This window comes from Pseudopedobacter beijingensis (assembly GCF_042678145.1).
In the GTDB taxonomy this organism is placed as follows: Bacteria; Bacteroidota; Bacteroidia; order Sphingobacteriales; family Sphingobacteriaceae; genus Pseudopedobacter; species Pseudopedobacter beijingensis.
Map to the genome: position 1 here is coordinate 195032 of NZ_JBHUDG010000051.1, position 17090 is coordinate 212121.

The 17090-nt window shown below is 35.9% G+C and carries 13 protein-coding genes; 7 read left to right on the plus strand and 6 right to left on the minus strand.

What is annotated here, in order from left to right; genetic code table 11:
- The first annotated feature begins 409 nt into the window (after positions 1-409).
- Together ACFSAH_RS19525 and ACFSAH_RS19530 are read left to right on the plus strand one after the other, a co-directional pair.
- Positions 410-2422, plus strand: coding sequence for a PKD domain-containing protein (locus tag ACFSAH_RS19525; protein ID WP_379664390.1), 2013 nt, complete (start codon positions 410-412; stop codon positions 2420-2422).
- A 63-nt stretch (positions 2423-2485) separates the two neighbouring features.
- Positions 2486-5116: a CHAT domain-containing protein gene (locus tag ACFSAH_RS19530; protein ID WP_379664391.1), complete on the plus strand. Its 2631-nt coding sequence runs from the start codon at positions 2486-2488 to the stop codon at positions 5114-5116.
- 49 nt (positions 5117-5165) lie between these two features.
- Here ACFSAH_RS19530 and ACFSAH_RS19535 read toward each other — a convergent pair whose 3' ends face one another.
- Together ACFSAH_RS19535 and ACFSAH_RS19540 are read right to left on the minus strand one after the other, a co-directional pair.
- Entirely contained in the window at positions 5166-5903 is a 738-nt protein-coding gene (locus tag ACFSAH_RS19535; protein WP_379664392.1) for a (Fe-S)-binding protein, read from the minus strand.
- A gap of 85 nt (positions 5904-5988) precedes the next feature.
- A complete protein-coding gene (locus tag ACFSAH_RS19540) occupies positions 5989-7302 on the minus strand; it encodes an MFS transporter (protein ID WP_379664393.1) in 1314 nt (437 codons plus the stop codon).
- 85 nt (positions 7303-7387) lie between these two features.
- Here ACFSAH_RS19540 and ACFSAH_RS19545 point away from each other — a divergent pair, with 85 nt between their 5' ends.
- Positions 7388-7843, plus strand: coding sequence for a DUF1801 domain-containing protein (locus tag ACFSAH_RS19545; protein ID WP_379664394.1), 456 nt, complete (start codon positions 7388-7390; stop codon positions 7841-7843).
- Positions 7844-7849: 6 nt separating this feature from the next.
- On the opposite strand, the gene ACFSAH_RS19550 is transcribed toward ACFSAH_RS19545, so the two are convergent.
- Positions 7850-8716 carry a TIGR02757 family protein gene (locus ACFSAH_RS19550; RefSeq protein WP_379664395.1) on the minus strand — a complete coding sequence of 289 codons (867 nt, stop codon included), beginning with the start codon at positions 8714-8716 and terminating at the stop codon, positions 7850-7852.
- A gap of 208 nt (positions 8717-8924) precedes the next feature.
- Here ACFSAH_RS19550 and pnuC point away from each other — a divergent pair, with 208 nt between their 5' ends.
- Positions 8925-9554, plus strand: coding sequence for a nicotinamide riboside transporter PnuC (gene pnuC, locus ACFSAH_RS19555; protein ID WP_379664396.1), 630 nt, complete (start codon positions 8925-8927; stop codon positions 9552-9554).
- 3 nt (positions 9555-9557) lie between these two features.
- The gene (locus ACFSAH_RS19560) at positions 9558-10640 is read left to right on the plus strand and encodes an acyl-CoA dehydrogenase family protein (RefSeq protein WP_379664397.1); all 1083 of its coding nucleotides are present in this window, start codon (positions 9558-9560) and stop codon (positions 10638-10640) included.
- 51 nt (positions 10641-10691) lie between these two features.
- Here the strand turns inward: ACFSAH_RS19560 and ACFSAH_RS19565 are convergent, their stop codons facing one another.
- From ACFSAH_RS19565 to proS, 3 genes are all read right to left on the minus strand, one after another.
- The gene (locus tag ACFSAH_RS19565) at positions 10692-11189 is read right to left on the minus strand and encodes a hypothetical protein (protein ID WP_379664398.1); all 498 of its coding nucleotides are present in this window, start codon (positions 11187-11189) and stop codon (positions 10692-10694) included.
- Between the two features lie 330 nt (positions 11190-11519).
- The gene (locus ACFSAH_RS19570) at positions 11520-12659 is read right to left on the minus strand and encodes a cystathionine gamma-synthase (protein ID WP_379664399.1); all 1140 of its coding nucleotides are present in this window, start codon (positions 12657-12659) and stop codon (positions 11520-11522) included.
- An 89-nt stretch (positions 12660-12748) separates the two neighbouring features.
- Positions 12749-14221: a proline--tRNA ligase gene (proS, locus tag ACFSAH_RS19575; RefSeq protein ID WP_379664400.1), complete on the minus strand. Its 1473-nt coding sequence runs from the start codon at positions 14219-14221 to the stop codon at positions 12749-12751.
- A 206-nt stretch (positions 14222-14427) separates the two neighbouring features.
- Between proS and ACFSAH_RS19580 the strand changes: the two genes are divergently transcribed.
- Both ACFSAH_RS19580 and ACFSAH_RS19585 read left to right on the plus strand, forming a co-directional pair.
- Positions 14428-15429: a hypothetical protein gene (locus tag ACFSAH_RS19580; RefSeq protein WP_379664401.1), complete on the plus strand. Its 1002-nt coding sequence runs from the start codon at positions 14428-14430 to the stop codon at positions 15427-15429.
- A 78-nt stretch (positions 15430-15507) separates the two neighbouring features.
- The gene (locus ACFSAH_RS19585; protein WP_379664402.1) at positions 15508-17037 is read left to right on the plus strand and encodes an OmpP1/FadL family transporter; all 1530 of its coding nucleotides are present in this window, start codon (positions 15508-15510) and stop codon (positions 17035-17037) included.
- Positions 17038-17090 lie beyond the last annotated feature (53 nt).

The following is a 17090-nucleotide window of genomic DNA, read 5'->3' on the forward strand; positions in this document are numbered from 1 at the left end:
AAAAAAAAGCGTTTATAAACTCATATTTAAGTTCTACTTATAAACGACAAATCAACTTTAAAGTTTCAAACAAATATTATCCAAATTCGCTTTTCAGGACAAAAGTTTTTCAAACCGGGGTAACATTTTTTTCAATGCATTGATATATACAGTATAATAACAAAATTGAATAACCATGAACACAACACAAGAAATAGTTATGAAATGGCTTATCAACATAGTGATGATACTGTCTCTGTTTTTATTGATACAGTCAATGACCACATAAATAAGAAATGCATTTTTTCCAATATAGATCCGTTTTTTTTAAGTAGATAACTGTAAGTTGTTGATTCTTCATTAAACAGCTTACAGTTTTTCATGGTTTTAAAAGTATTTGTCTATTTTTAGTACGACTGATTTAACACTGATGAGAACAACATTACTTCTGCTTATAAGCCTTTGGTCTCTTTTAGGAAACGAAGCCAATGCACAGCAAATACTTGCTTCTGATACGATACCAGCCCGATTAAACTATTTTATTAGTGAAGGAGGCACTGTTAAATTCGATTCAGAATTACGGGAACTGCGTCAGGTTGCAGGTGCACCCACTCCTTTTTATTCTTATTATTGGGAATTTGGAGATGGCAACTTCTCCTTCCTGCAAAAACCCACGCATACCTATACTGACAGCGGCTTATACCGTCCAAGATTATACGCAACAAATAATTACGATGATGGTAATCCTCCTCCTACTCGTCCGGGAAGCTTAAAAATCAAATCAAAACCTACCGTAAGAACTTTAATTGCTCAGCAAAATCATCCAGATTTTTTTAAAGACAAACATAGTATATCCCTAAAACCAAACCGTATGCCCAGGCCGCAGGAAGAAATGGTGGTAATTGTAGGTTATAAAAACAATATAGGAAATTCGCCCTTAGCAAAAAGTGGTACTATAGCCTTGTTTTATAATGATAAGGAGTTTGAAAAAGATAATTTCAAAGTTGCAGATATCAGACTGCACCATAACGAAACAAAAACAAACATCGATCAATTATTACAAATTGGCGCACTCAACAACAAAAACTATAATTACTATGCTGATAGGGGTCCAAATAACAATTCAGTTTCTTCCTCTACTGCATCAAAACTAATACAGGAACAAAAAGCCTTGTTCAGGAATTCCGAAGCATGGAAATACAATAATTTAAGTACCGATGAAGAACGTTTCCTATTTATTAGTCTGCAAACCACACCCGAAATGATTAAGGATACCAATGCTGTAGTCAATCTATCTGCAATGCTTATTCCCGACGATCCATTGGCTGATATTGATATTTTCAAATTAGAATTACAGATTGTTGCTTCTCATGACCCCAATAAAATGATTGTTAAGAACAAATGGATGAACTACCGTTTTTTGAGCAAACAAAAAGTACTTACTTATAAAGTTAAATTCCAAAATACAGGAAAAGGGCCCGCCAAATTGGTAAATATTGGTGTAGACATTCCTGATGCACTGGATTTATCTACTTTAAAAATTATTGACTCAAGTCCTAAAGTTATCTTATGCGACTCGGCCTACTCAGGTCAGAGCTGTTTAGATACCGTTAAAAAGAAAGACAGCATTAATTTCGTATTCAGAAATATTTATTTACCCGGTGTACAACAGCAAGGCGTTAATGATAAAGATTCCACAAAAGGCTTTATTGAATATCAGATCAGGTTTAAAGAAAAACCTAAAAAACTACCTTTCAGTAGCTCTGCTGCCATTATTTTTGATAAAAACGAGCCTATATATACCAATAAGGCTAAAGGAACTTTCAGACCTGGTATTTCTCCCGGAATAATAGTTGGATACGGTTTTGAAGCAGGTTCATCACAAGCTGCCAAAGGCTACGGTGATAAAAACTACACCATTGGTTTCAGTATTTCGCCCTATTCCCCTTTCAGAAAGTATCTTCAAGCGGAAGTTTTCCTGAATAATTATAATTATAGTAACGATTTTTTAAGTACTACCGGTAAAATCTCCCGTGACACTGCACTTACCGACAATGGCAGATACGCTTCTATTACACATAGAGACTATTATCAGGAAACAAAAAAATTCAATATGGATTTAGTTCCTGTTCATCTACGTTATAACTTCAATAATTATATAGGAATTGGAGCCGGAGCTTTTACTTCTATCACATTATACGAAAAATCTAAAAAAATACAACGTACTTATATGAACATTGTGGAAGCAAAGGAATCTCCCATTTTTGTTGACGAAAGATATATTGGAGAAGAGTCCAAAGGTTTTTCTCTATTAAGCGCCAGTGGGTTTATTGATTTACAATTTGGCTTAGTAAGAAAAGGTCCTGCTATTGGAATAAGATATTTGCAAGGCATAACCCATAAAGACCAACGTATATTTACTTATCTTAGCTTCAAACTATAAGTTGGTTTGGCTATCAGAAAACATACATATACTTGTTTTATAATTTTATTACTTTTTGCAAGCTTGTTTTGCAAAGCTTCTGTTAATGAAGATCTCGAAAAGCTTCGTAAAAAGGACAATTTAATTGACTGGATAGATTTACGGATAACTTATGCTATAAAAGACCCTCAGAAAAACCTTGACTTTCTTCTGGATTCTGAGAAACAGCTATGGCGAAAACCCCAAAACGCAGAAGAACAAACTGCCTGGCTTTATTTGCTAATAAATGAAGCTTATTATCTTCTAAACAGTAGTAATATCACGCAATCTATTAATAAATACGAGGAAGCTTACGATTACTTTCTAAAACATCAGCTAAATATAGATGTTGAAGAATTTATTCTAAAACCTTTAGGTAATAACTACACCCGCATTGGCGATTATGAACGAGCTGTTTTCATACTGAATAAAAGCTTAGCATTGGCTAAGAATGAAAAAAGAGATACCATTACTGCTTCTATTTACAATAACCTGGCTATCTCATATAGAACCCAACAGAATCTGGATAAAGCTCTTTTTAGTGTAAAACAAGGGTTAAACTATTGTAAGCCTAACAACCGTATTTACGGAATTTTATACGCTACCTATACAGATATCCTCTTTGATTTACAGCAAGAAGATGAAGCCTTAAAAACAGCTAAAGTCGCTATTCATACCCTTGAAAAAAAACAGAACACATTACATTGGCTGGCAAGTGCTAAAACCATCATGGCCAACATTTATCTGCATCAAAAAAAGCTTAAGGAAGCGTCCATTTTTTATGATAAAGCGGTAGTTTTATTAAAAAAAGACATTCATAGTTCCAGAAAAAGAGAATTGGCTTACATCTATACTCAAAAAAGTATTCTCAACAACTTAAAAAATGATCCGAAATCTGCTTTAAACGATGTAGACCAGGCACTTTCTCTGCTTATAGAAGAATATAAAGTCACGAACACTTTCCCTACAAAACAACAATTATACCCGGAAAATAGACTCCAATTGGCATTATACCAAAAAGCGACAGTATTAAGCGATTTAGGAAGGTACGGAGAAGCACTCAATGGCTACAAACTCGCTTTCGAAACATCAGAACAACTCAGATCAGATTATACCTACAACTCCTCCAAGAAAAAACTACAGGATGAAGCTAAAGATATTGCAGAAAAAATAATAGAGACTTCCTACCTTCTTTGGCAAAGAACAAATAAAAAAATATACTCCGAAACTATTCTGGAAATATCAGAAAAAACGAAAGGAAGAATATTGTTAGATGATCTGATGGCCAGACAGGAGAAAATAGCATCCTCCAATAAAACATATGCCGATATCATTAACCTGGAAAAAAACCTGGCGTATCTGGAAAAACAAAAAAGAGTAAAAAGCAATAAGGAAATAGAATCTAAAATAGAAGACCTACGCTTCCAGATATCTTCCTTAAAAAAGAATAAAAACATTTCAAACTATAGTTTAGATATTTCGGCTCAGGAGATGATCTCCAAAATCCCGGATCAGACTGACGTTATAATCTTTTTTGTTGGAAAAAAGAAAATCTATTGCTGTTATGTTACCAACAAGGGAATACAGCAGATAAAAACTATAACAAACGCATCGCAATTTGAAAGTGAAACATTGGGTTTTCTGGATTCCTTTTATTTTCATGGCCCACAGAACATGATTAATTCACCAAAATCTTTCTATTCAGCATCCCAGAGACTATCTCAAACCATCTTTAAAGACCTTAATCTAAATAATAACCATCAGCTATGGATTGTAAAAGATGGCATCTTAAACTTCATCTCTTTTGATGGTTTAATTATGTCCGGAGAGTTTAACAACCAAATAAGGAACTGGCCATTTCTGATAAAACAAAAATCCATCACCTATAAATATTCTTTATTCCAGTTTGCAGAGGCACAGGACAAAACCGTAAAAAGTTTTTCAGGTTTTTTTCTCAGTAATACAGAAAACGGTTCTATCGAAATTCCTTCAGTTAATTTGGAATACACTAAACTAAAACAAATTATATCTGGAAATTTCTATAAAAATGAACGGGCTACCTTAACAAATTTTAAAGAATCATTAAATGAGAGTGATATTATCCATATCAGCAGTCATGCTTATGTTGGAGAAAACAAAGACGAACCGGTATTAGAGTTGTTTAAAGACAAATTCTATATGTTCGAAACGGGTTTATCTGCACATATACCTTCGTTAGTAATTCTGAATGCCTGTCAAACTGCTGATGGTAAATATATCAATGGCGAAGGCGTAGAAAGTCTCGGAAGGTCGTTTCTTGCAACCGGATCCCATGGTGTAATCTCCAGTTTATGGCCCGTAAATGATGAATCCGGAGCAAATGTACTGATCTCTTTTTATCAGCATTTAGAAACAAACAATAGTCCACAGCAATCATTAAGATTGGCAAAATTAGAATGGATAAACAATCTGGAAAACCCTAAAATAATGGCATTACCTTATTATTGGGACAGCCTGGTTTATACCGGTTCAGACCTACAGGTTAATTTAAACAGAGCTTTCGGATGGATGCCTTACACTTTAATCCTGGCTTGTGTGACTGTCATAATAATCAGTTATTTGTTAAGAAGAAACCTGATAAAACAAAAAATTAAAAACCACAATCAACCAAACAATACCACCAATAAATCCATCTAAATTTCAGATGCGGCAGAAAAGCTATAGAATTTTGATAAAAAGAATCATACTATAAAATAGGCTCCTCAATCCAGCCAGAAGTTAATACATCCGCAATATGCATGGTTTTTAGAGGTATCTGATGCGCATATATATAACCCTGTAATTGCATCAAACAAGAAACATCTGTAGAAATAATAAATTCGGCACCGGCATTTAAAGCATTTTGCACTTTCTGTTCGGCCATGGCGGCCGAAATACCTTCAAATTTAACAGAGAAAGTACCTCCAAAACCACAACACACTTCCTGATCTTTCATTTCAACCAGCTCCAGCCCATGTACCTTTTCTAATAATCTTCTCGGTTCTTCTTTTATTTTACATTCCCTTAATGCACTGCAAGAGTCGTGATAAACAGCAACACCTTCCAGTTCGGCACCAAAATAATCTTTCTTCAATACGTTAATCAGAAAATCAGAAAGTTCATGAATATTATTTTGAATACTCCGGCACTTATTATGTATAGCTGTATTAAAGAACAAGTCGTTATAAGAGTTTTTAACCATTCCAGTACAAGATGCTGATGGAGATACGATATAATGCTGATCTGAAAAATCATTTAAAAACTTATTCCCAACCTGCTTGGCTTTATCCCAATAGCCTGCATTATATGCCGGTTGTCCACAACAAGTTTGTTCAGGATTATAGATGACTTTACATCCTGCTTTTTCCAAAATTTTCACCGTATTCTTAGCCGTTTCAACATACAGCTGATCTATAAAGCAAGGAATAAATAGTTCTACATTCATTGAATAAACCTGATTAAAAGCGTAAAATTAAGATTTATAGTAAGTATATCATCAGAAATACCTTAAATTATCTCCTTACACTGTTCTATATCTGATAATTTTTTAATTCTTTACGGTGCTTTACAAACACATAAAACAATACCAGTACAGCCACCGAAAAGAAAATGGCTAAAAATGCCGCTGAATTACGCATATTTCCAGTACTCTCTTCAATAATCCCAAAACTGAATAATCCGGCGACTATAGCTAATTTTTCAGTGACATCATAAAAACTAAAGTAAGATGCCGTATCAGCTGTTTTTTCAGGAATCAGTTTGGAGAAAGTAGATCTGGAAAGAGATTGTATACCTCCCATTATGGTTCCAACCACAGCAGCCAACACATAAAACTGGTATTCGTTAGCTATAAAGTAAGCCCCCAAACACACACATATCCATATGAGTATAACAAAAATAAGTACTCTAATATTTCCGTACTTCTCAGATAAACGCGACATCAAAATTGCTCCACCTATGGCTACAAGCTGAATAATTAATATGGTAATAATTAACTTAGAAGTGCCGAGATGCAGGATTTTCTCTCCAAAACTGGCAGCCACCAACATAATAGTTTGCACTCCCATAGCGCTAAAGAAAAAAGAAATAAGATATTTTTTCAGCAATTTCATTTGAGCTACTTCCTTCCATACCTTCACCAGATTGTTAAACCCACTGGTTAGCTTGTTTTTCTCTTTTTTATCAAAATTAGGGTTCCCTTTAGGTAGTACCTTAAACGGAATCTGAGCAAAAGCAATCCACCATACCCCTACCAACAGAAAAGAAAGTCTGGCTGGAAAAGTCGCATCCGTAATACCAAACAACTCCGGTTTAAGCACAAAAACAAAACATATCAATTGCAGTATTACACTTCCTACGTAGCCATAAGCAAAACCTTTGGCACTTACGGAATCCTGATGTTCTTTAGATGAAATTTCGGGCAGATAAGAATTAATAAATACAACTCCCCCACAATAGCCTATGGCCGCTAAGCCAAAAAAGATTAGGCTTATCTCCAGCGTATCCCCTGTAAAAAAGTAAAGTCCCATACAGGAAATTGCCCCCAACCAGGTAAATAGTTTCAGAAAAAATCTTTTATTACCGTGGTAATCTGCTGTAGATGTCAGAAATGGAGTCATTAATGCAATAATAAGATATGCAGCTGCCAGCGTATAATTAGATAAAGCAGTATTTACAAATTCGTATCCAAAGAAACTAACCCGATCTTTAAATTCCTCTGTAGTTGTTATTGCTGTATAATATGCCGGAAATATGGTGGAAGTAATGACAAGATTATATGCCGAGTTTGCCCAGTCGAACATAGCCCATGACTTCACTACTTTTTTATTGTCTTTTTCTATCATAATGCAGCGTAAAAGTAGCTAAACTTACAATTATAGACCATAAAAATATTTTTTATCTTATATTTCCCCGGAAATTTATGCATTCATGGAAAAAGAGGTAAAAACAGTTACTGAGTATATGGAGCAGCTTCCTGCCGAAAGAAAGGAGGTTCTCCAAAAATTAAGAAAAATCATCACAGAAAATCTGCCAGAAGGTTTTGAAGAAACATTAAGCTATGGAATGATTGGTTATGTTGTACCTCACAGCATTTATCCTGATGGTTATCATGTAACACCTCAATTGCCTTTACCTTTCATAAATATTGCCTCACAAAAAAGCCATATTGCTTTATACCACATGGCTTTATATGCTGATGAAAATTTGCTAAACTGGTTTAAAGAAGAATATGCTAAACAGACCAATACAAAGCCCGATATCGGAAAAAGCTGTATCAGGTTTAAAAAACCAGAACAGATTCCATTTTCATTAATAGGTGAACTGGTTCAGCAAATAGATATTCAACAATGGGTACAACTATATAAAACCAAGATTAAGAAATAAGTAATATCAAAACTTCTCCTCTACTCCCAGACCAAACAATGCAAAATCATACTTCACCGGATCTTCAGCATCAAATTTCCTCAGGTTTTCAGTTAACTCCAAAGCTGTTTTCCAGTCCGTTTGCTTACGGTCAATCATTCCAAGTTTCCTGGCAACCCTATCTACATGGACATCACAAGGGCAAATTAACTGTGCTGGTTTAATGCGATTCCAGATCCCAAAATCCACTCCACAATGGTCTTTTCTCACCATCCAACGCAAAAACATATTAATCCGTTTACAAGTCGCATTTTTCATAGGTGAGGAAATATGTTTAACCGTTCTCTTCGGAAAATCCTCCAATGAAAAGAAATAAGATCTGAAGTAGTTTAAATGTCCCTCTATATGAGGTAAATTGAGTAGACTGTTATAACAAACATTTCCTATATCTTCGTTCTCTGCAAACTGATCTGAAAGATACTCTTCTCTCATTTCTGATTGTTTAAAAGGCAAAAAAGCATCTTCCAGGCTATCAAACTGCTGATAGTGCTGTTTAAAAAACTGAATAAAATATAAAGTATCCGTATAATTAAAAGTACGGTGTTTGAAATTTTCAAGACGTTTTAAATCCACTTCTTCATGATTGACTATAAAATCATGAGGAGCCCCGTCCATTAATTCTATTAACTCTTTAGATTTTTTGATAATGGTACCCCTTTGTCCCCATGCCAGAATAGAAGACCAAAATCCCATAATCTCGATATCCTGTTTTTTAGTAAAAAGATGAGGGATACAAATAGGATCGTTTTCTATAAAACCAGGTTGATTATATTGAATAACTTTTTTATCTAAAAATTCTTTTAGCTCCTCTTCGCTATTGAAACCATTTTTCATCGTTCAAAGGTAATTATTAGTCATTACTAAAATCCACCAAAAAGATTATATTTGTCCGATATAAGGGGTGCTAAGAGGTTCAGCTGAGATGATACCCATCAAAAAACTGTTCTCAGACAGTTTACAAACAACTGAACCAGGTAATACTGGCGTAGTAAAAATGGCACACGATCTCTTTTTCCTCCTTTATATTTTAAATTTCACAACTGTGGCTTTTGTAGATATTAAAGATTGGTTCGTATTATTCTTAACTCAACTTAAAGAAACCGGAATTGTGGAGTGGTTTGCTGTATTATTTGGCATAGCAGAAGTACTGCTGGCAAAAAGAAATAATATATGGCTTTATCCTACAGGCATAGTTTCTATTATGCTATCCATGTATTTATTCTTTCATGTTCATTTATACGCAGAAGCTCTTCTCAATCTGTACTATTTACTTATGAGTATTTACGGGTGGTATCTATGGGTAAATAAAAAATCTAAACCTACCGTAAAAATAAGCTGGACAACTGAGAAAGAACTCAACATAGCCATAGCTATCTCTATTATTGGTTTCTTTTTTCTATATTTTATACTAAGTCGTTTCACGAGGTCAGATGTTCCTGTAGAAGATGCAATTGTTGCATCTCTGGCCTGGGCAGGAATGTGGTTACTGGCCAAAAGAAAAATAGAAAACTGGATATTTTTGAATATTTCCAACATCATAGCTATCCCTTTACTTATCCATAAAAAACTGCCATTAATGGCACTTTTAACATTATTTCTGTTTACTGTAGCTGTATTTGGCTTTTTTGACTGGAAAAAAGCATACCAAAAAGAAAACAAACTTCAACCGTAAAATATGTCTTTTGAACAATCGTGGACTACCAAGATTAGAAAATACGCTGCCGAATCAGAAACTTTAGGAAAATTACATCCGGAAATACTTAATTTAATTTATGAACAGAATTGGTTTAATCTGTACGTCCCAAAAATATATGGAGGATTAGAAAAACCACTTTCTGAAATATTAAGACTAGAAGAAAATTTAGCCAAAGCCGATGGCAGTCTGGCGTGGACAGTAACACTATGTAGTGGAGCTGCCTGGTTTGCTGGTTTTTTAGACCCGCAACTGGCTATAGATATTTTCAGTGATTCAAAAGTTTGTTTTGCAGGTAGCGGAGCCACAGGAGGCACAGCGATAGAAACCGATAATGGCTACCTTATCAATGGCTTTTGGAAATATGCTAGTGGAGCCTTGCATGCTACCATATTCACAGCCAATTGTACCCTTTGTGATAAAAATGGCAATCCGCTACTCAACAATGATGAGAAAGAAATAGTTAAATCTTTCATTTTAAAAAGAGAAGAAGTTGAAATTATTCCAGAGTGGTCGTATATTGGATTAGCTGCTACCGGCAGTCATGCCTTCAAAACTAAAGATCTCGTCGTTGGCAAAAATCGGCTATTTGAAATCAACAGTGCTCTAAATGTAGAGTGTCCGTTACTCAACTACCCTTTTATGGCTTTAGCCGAAACAACGCTTGCGGTAAATCACTCAGGAATGGCATTACATTTTATAGAATTGGTTGAAGAGTATTTTTATCAACGTTCAGGTTTAAAAAGATATACCCCAGAACAGGTCTCCTACTTTGAAAAGGATCTCCATAATTTGAAAGCTAATTTTAAGGCAGTACGCAAAGCTTTCTATAATACTTTCGATTCTTCATGGAAACAGTTCAAAGAAACAGGAATAGTTAATGATGATCTATTAAAACAAGTTAGTAAAAAAAGCAGATCCTTAGCTCATAGGGCAAGAAAAACTGTGGATGCCTTATACCCATATTGTGGATTGGAAGCAGCAAAAAAAGAATCAGAATTAAACAGAGTTTGGCGGGATTTACATACGGCAAGTCAGCATTCGTTATTGACTTTTGAGTTTTAGAATAAAAACAGTTTCAAAACCCTATAAAAAGCTTTGAAACTGTCTGAAAGCTTATTTTTTTAAAGCATCTTTTACATTTTCTATTTTTTTATCTGCTTTATCAGCAGCATCTTTTATATCTTGTTTTGTCTCTTGAGCTGCAGATTTAATATCTTCTCCAGCCTTATTGGTAGCTTCTTTAGTTTTATCAGCTATATTTTCCGCTGCAGATTTGGCATCACTCACCGTATTGTTCACACCTTCTTTAACATCTTCGGCTGCATTATTTACAGCTTCTTTGGTATGTTCCCATGCAGATTTGGCATCATCTAATGCTTTACGAGCCTCCTCTTCAGCATTTTTATCACCACGTGCTACTGCATCATCCAAATCTTTCTGGGCCTTATCCATTTTTTCCTTCAACTCTACCTCTGCTTTATCCGCACTATGGTCAAGAGAATCAATGGCATTGTCTACCTGTTCACCTGCAGTTTCATTATTACCATTATTACCACAAGATACAAGGGTTAATGTTCCAGCTATTACAGCTAAAAAAGCTAATTTTTTCATAACAGTTTGTCTTTAATTTTTATTAAACTTTTAAACATCAAATAAACATTAATGTTTGAATAACTTAATTTTTTTTGGTATTAAAGCAAAACCTATACCAATATCAATCTACATCTATAAGGTGGAATAAACGAGATAATAACACACCCTATTGCATCTGGAAACATGAACAATCAATCAGTGCTCCCAAAATGCTTAGCTTGCTTTTCCAGTATTGATATTTTAAAAAACAAGGCGCATACTCCGCTCAGAATAATTATCTGTAAAACTAAAAAAGCGAATAACTTAACAGTTATTCGCTTTAAATAATTTATTTCTAAGCTGTAAAAACTATTTTAAAGCCTGCTCCAAATCTACCAACAGATCCTCAATATCCTCGACTCCTACGCTTAAACGTAATAAGTTATCCGTAACGCCTACTTTCTCCCTCTCCTCCTTTGGAATAGAACCATGCGTCATTGTAGCCGGATGATTAATTAAAGACTCCACACCACCTAAAGATTCTGCAAGAGTAAATACCTTAAAAGAAGAAGCTACCTTAAATGTCTCTTTCAAATCGGCACCTTTCAACACAATAGAAATCATCCCGCCAAAACCATTCATCTGTTCTTTGGCTACCTGATGGTTAGGATGATCTGTAAATCCTGGCCAATATATTTTATCAATCTTAGGATGATTTTTTAAGAACGCAGCAATCTTTTCACCGTTTTCACAATGCGCTTTCATTCTTAGATGCAAAGTTTTAATTCCTCTTAAAGCCAAAAAAGCATCTTGTGGCCCCGGAGTAGCTCCGCATGCATTATAAATAAACCAAAGTTTTTTGTATAATTCCTCATCATTCACTACAATAGCACCCATCACTACGTCCGAATGCCCAGCAATATATTTTGTAACAGAATGCATTACAATATCGGCACCTAAATCCAGAGGATTTTGCAGATAAGGAGAAGCAAATGTGTTATCCACCGTCAATAACAAATTATGTTTTTCAGCAATTGCAGAAACTGCTTTAATATCAATAATCTGCATCGTTGGATTGGTAGGTGTTTCTATCCAGATCTGCTTCGTATTCTCATTTATATAAGAAAGAACATTCTCTGGATTACTAAAATCTATAAAATGAAACTTGATACCATAGTTAGAAAAAATCTTTGTAAAGATTCTGTAAGATCCTCCATACAAATCATTTCCTGTGATTACTTCATCGCCCGGTTTTAACAATTTCATAATCGCATCTGTAGCACCCATACCACTTGAAAATGCCAATCCGAAACGGCCGTTCTCTAACGCGGCAATACAATCTTCCAATGCCTTTCTCGTAGGATTGGTACCTCTCGAATACTCATATCCTTTATGGTCTCCCGGCGATGCCTGAGCATAAGTAGATGTCTGATAAATAGGGGTCATTACCGCTCCCGTTGTAGGGTCAGGTTGCTGACCTGCATGTATAGCTTTAGTTCCGAATTTCATGTTATCTCAAATATTGATTGTTTACATTCGCTAAAATTAGCGTCCGTTTTTATAAAATCTAAAATCCTAAATTGTAAATCTAAACCTTTTTAATATGCCCTTGCAAATGCAACCCTTTGTTTAGATGGTTTTCCTGTTACAATACAAATGCCTTCCTCTTGTTCATTATTCAAAGGGATACAACGAATGGTTGCTTTGGTTTCCTCTTTAATTCTCTGTTCAGTTTCTGATGTACCATCCCAATGTGCCATTACAAAACCAGGTTTTTCGTCCAGTATACGTTTAAAATCTTCGTAAGTATCTGCTTTCACCGTATTTTCTGTTCTAAAATCCAATGCTTTTTGGTATATATTAGATTGAATCTCCTCTAAAAGTTGCTCCACTACATCTGCAATATTATCTCTGGAAAGAGTTTCTTTAGTACGTGTATCCCTTCTCGCAACCTCAATAGTGTTGTTATCCAAGTCTCTGCCTCCTAAAGCCAGACGTACAGGCACTCCTTTCATTTCATACTCTGCAAATTTAAATCCCGGACGTTGCGTATCTCTGTCATCATATTTCACAGAAATACCCTTTGCTTTCAGCTTAGAAATAATATCATCCGCCACTTCAGATATTTTAGCCAGTTCCTCATCTCCTTTATGGATAGGTACAATTACCACTTGTATTGGTGCTAATTTAGGAGGAAGTACCAGACCCGCATCATCAGAATGCGCCATAATCAAGGCTCCCATTAAACGGGTAGAAACACCCCAAGAGGTTGCCCAAACAAACTCCTGTTTGCCCTCTTTACTGGTGAATTTAACGTCAAAGGCTTTGGCAAAGTTTTGACCTAAAAAATGCGAAGTTCCTGCCTGCAAAGCTTTACCATCCTGCATCAATGCCTCAATACAATAAGTATCCAGTGCACCTGCAAAACGTTCATTCTCTGTTTTCTTTCCTCTCAGTACAGGTAATGCAAGCCAGTTTTCTGCAAAATCAGCATACACTTCCAGCATACGTTCTGTTTCCTCTATAGCCTCTTCCCTGGTCGCATGGGCCGTATGCCCCTCCTGCCATAAAAATTCTGCTGTCCTTAAAAACAAACGCGTACGCATTTCCCAACGTACCACATTGGCCCATTGATTAACCAAAATAGGTAAATCTCTGTAAGATTGAATCCACCCTTTATACGTATTCCATATAATAGTTTCAGAAGTAGGTCTTACAATCAGTTCTTCCTCTAGTTTAGCCTCCTCATCCACAATAATGTTTCCAGAACCATCATTCTTAAGGCGGTAATGAGTAACAACTGCACATTCAGTAGCAAAACCATCAACATGGGAAGCCTCTTTAGAAAAGAAAGATTTTGGAATAAACAATGGAAAATAAGCATTTGAGTGTCCAGTATCTTTAAATTTCTGATCTAAAACAGACTGCATTTTTTCCCATATGGAGTAACCATAAGGTTTAATTACCATGCAGCCCCTTACCGCCGAATGCTCGGCCAGATCGGCTTTTGCCACTAATTCGTTATACCATTGAGAATAATCCTCTGATCTGCTTGTTAACCCTTTGCTCATATTAAAAGTTGGCGTAATTTTTATTGTATATTTCTAATATTGTTGACGAATGTCAAAGTTATAAATATTAGACTTATAAAGATGTTAATATTTTAAACCTTTTCAGATATAAGTTGTCAATATCTGTGTAGCGTAATATTTACGTAAAACGTATGGTTAAGCTACAGAGGTTGTTTATATTTAAATGGGATTAAATTTTTAAGGCGATGAAAACAAAAAACATATACGGTATAATTGTTGGAGGAGCAGCTTTATTGCTGGGTAGTTGCAGCACCGGCAAAACTACTCTGCAAAATGCCTCTAATGACGATGTTTACACCTCTCGGGTAGAAGCAAAAAAGATAGAGTATACTCCCAGAAAAGTAGAAGATTACTCTACCAACAATTCCTATAACAGAGACGACAATACATATAATGAAGGATACGATTCCAGAATCGACATAGATAGAAGAGATTCCTACACTTGGCGCGACTCTTACTATGACAACTATTTACGATACGATCCATACTATAACCCTTATTTCAATAACTGGTACAGTCCCGGATTTTCTGTAGGCCTGGGGTGGAATAGTTGGGGCGGAAGCAGTTGGCATTTTGGATGGAATAATGGTTGGTACGATCCTTATTATTACGGATGGAATAGCCCTTACTACAATCCCTGGATGTATGATCCATGGTACAGACCATACCGATATAATTATTGGGGAATGTACTCTATATATAACCCCGTTTATTGGGGAGGTGGATATTATGGTGGAGGATACTACGGTGGTATATGGTCTGGAAATGTGGTTCAGAACAAACCTAGACCATCAAGAGGTCCTGCGGCTACCGTCAGACCTGACAGAAACAATACCGGAAGCACCTCCAATGGTCGTATTCCTATGCCTACAACCAGACCTAGTCGGGGTGATGTGAGTCAGGGAACCAGACCTTCTATAGACAGACCTACAGGTGGTACATCTGGCAGACCATCTTACGAAGGAAGGCCTTCCAGAACTAATGAGCCTGCTTCAAGACCATCAAGAAATGAAGCTCCGCCACAAAGAACAGAAAGACCTGCTACGGAGTCGCAAAGACCACAACCTCAAAGCAGACCGGAAAGATACTCTCCTCCTTCCACATCTCCATCTTCTGGTGGCGGATACGGCGGCGGTGGAAGAAGCAGCACCCCTAGCGGTGGTGGTGGCGGAAGACCATCAAGATAAAATATAATATCACCATTCCTTATTTTGAGTTAAACAGGGAATGGTGATCATTCTACTCAACCATCTATTGAAAATATTATGGATATCAAAAAAATACTGAGTATAGCCCTTATAGGAGGGTTAACCCAACATGCATTTGCACAATACACCGAGGATGCTTTCAATTTTTCCCGGACAGAAACTAGCACTACAGCAAGGTTTAGTGCCTTAGGTGGGCAACAAACATCTATGGGTGGAGATTTAAGCTCTATTTATGGAAATCCGGCTGGGTTAGGTATGTTCAGCCGTTCCGAATTTGGTTTTTCTATTGGTCTTAATAGCTATAAAAATAACCATACCTTTCTTGGCAACACCGGAACAGACAATGTATTCAATCCAACGATAAATAATATAGGAATTGTTTTACATTCACCGGTTTCCAAATACAGTGGCGATACAAAAAAAGGTTTGGTAGCCGTTAGTTACGGTATTGGTTATCAAAAAAACAATTACTTCAAAAATGAACTGAATCTTGCAGGAAGAACAGATAACAATGGCTTAAGTGATTTTTTTGCAGATCAGGCTAATCTGGATGGCGCTATAGACCCCACAAAGTTAGGCTCTGAGACTATTTTTGGTGCATATCATGGTTTTCTTATAGACCGCAGTGGCAATTCATACGTTCCCAATACTTATACAGATAGCGATCAATCTATTAACGTAATGCGCAAAGGCGGGCAATCCAATATAGATTTATCTTTTGGTCTTAACTTCAGTAATCAGGTATATATAGGGGCCGGATTAGGTATAGCGTCTGTAAACTATAAATCAAGAGAAACACTCCTGGATAACGGAGATTTTTTATACGACATTGATAATCCCATCACTCCTGCACCACCTGCAGGTCAACCGCAATACCCCGAGTTTAACCCTAGAAGAAGCTATAATGCTAATTTTTACAGAAATTACGACACGGAAGGTGCTGGAGTTAATTTCAAATTAGGAGCTATTATAAAACCAGTAGACGAGTTTAGAATAGGCTTTTCTTTTGAATCTCCTACCTATTACGATTTAACCGATAATTATTACGAAAGCCTTTCTTACGTAAGTCCTTACAATGAAAGAATATACCGTGAAGAAAACTTCCCGATGACCTATAACTTACGTACCCCTCTAAAATTGAACGGTGGTATTTCTTATATCATAGGAAATAAAGGCTTTTTAAGCGCCGACATTAATTACAGCGATTATTCAACCGCAAAATTCTCTTCCAATTTAAAAGGAACAGACAGAAATGTAAACGACGGTATCCAACAAAGCTATAAAGATGTAGTAAACTTTGGAGTAGGCGGAGAATTTAAAGTAAGCAACGAATTTGCAGTAAGAGCAGGTTACAGATATTTAGCTGATCCTTACAACACCAAAATCAGCAACAATGACAATGCTATAAACAGATATTCTGGTGGTTTTGGTTACAAAGTTGGGACCTACTCTATAGATGCTGCTGTAATGGTTTACGACTCTAAAGATGGTTATAATAACTACACGCTCTCTACCGGAGACCAGCCCTATGCAGATATATCTAAAACAACGACTAGATTCTCTATTACTTTTGGAGCTCGGTTTTAGATAAGAAACATTAGAAAAGATATTTAAAAGGAGCTGTATCAAAAGTCATTCGG

Excerpts from the sequence above, each read along its gene's own strand:
- ACFSAH_RS19525 (WP_379664390.1), top strand. The coding sequence starts at position 410 with ATGAGAACAACATTACTTCTGCTTATAAGCCTTTGGTCTCTTTTAGGA.
- ACFSAH_RS19535 (WP_379664392.1), bottom strand. The coding sequence starts at position 5,903 with ATGAATGTAGAACTATTTATTCCTTGCTTTATAGATCAGCTGTATGTT.
- ACFSAH_RS19540 (WP_379664393.1), bottom strand. The coding sequence starts at position 7,302 with ATGATAGAAAAAGACAATAAAAAAGTAGTGAAGTCATGGGCTATGTTC.
- ACFSAH_RS19545 (WP_379664394.1), top strand. The coding sequence starts at position 7,388 with ATGGAAAAAGAGGTAAAAACAGTTACTGAGTATATGGAGCAGCTTCCT.
- ACFSAH_RS19550 (WP_379664395.1), bottom strand. The coding sequence starts at position 8,716 with ATGAAAAATGGTTTCAATAGCGAAGAGGAGCTAAAAGAATTTTTAGAT.
- ACFSAH_RS19560 (WP_379664397.1), top strand. The coding sequence starts at position 9,558 with ATGTCTTTTGAACAATCGTGGACTACCAAGATTAGAAAATACGCTGCC.
- ACFSAH_RS19565 (WP_379664398.1), bottom strand. The coding sequence starts at position 11,189 with ATGAAAAAATTAGCTTTTTTAGCTGTAATAGCTGGAACATTAACCCTT.
- ACFSAH_RS19570 (WP_379664399.1), bottom strand. The coding sequence starts at position 12,659 with ATGAAATTCGGAACTAAAGCTATACATGCAGGTCAGCAACCTGACCCT.
- proS (WP_379664400.1), bottom strand. The coding sequence starts at position 14,221 with ATGAGCAAAGGGTTAACAAGCAGATCAGAGGATTATTCTCAATGGTAT.
- ACFSAH_RS19580 (WP_379664401.1), top strand. The coding sequence starts at position 14,428 with ATGAAAACAAAAAACATATACGGTATAATTGTTGGAGGAGCAGCTTTA.
- ACFSAH_RS19585 (WP_379664402.1), top strand. The coding sequence starts at position 15,508 with ATGGATATCAAAAAAATACTGAGTATAGCCCTTATAGGAGGGTTAACC.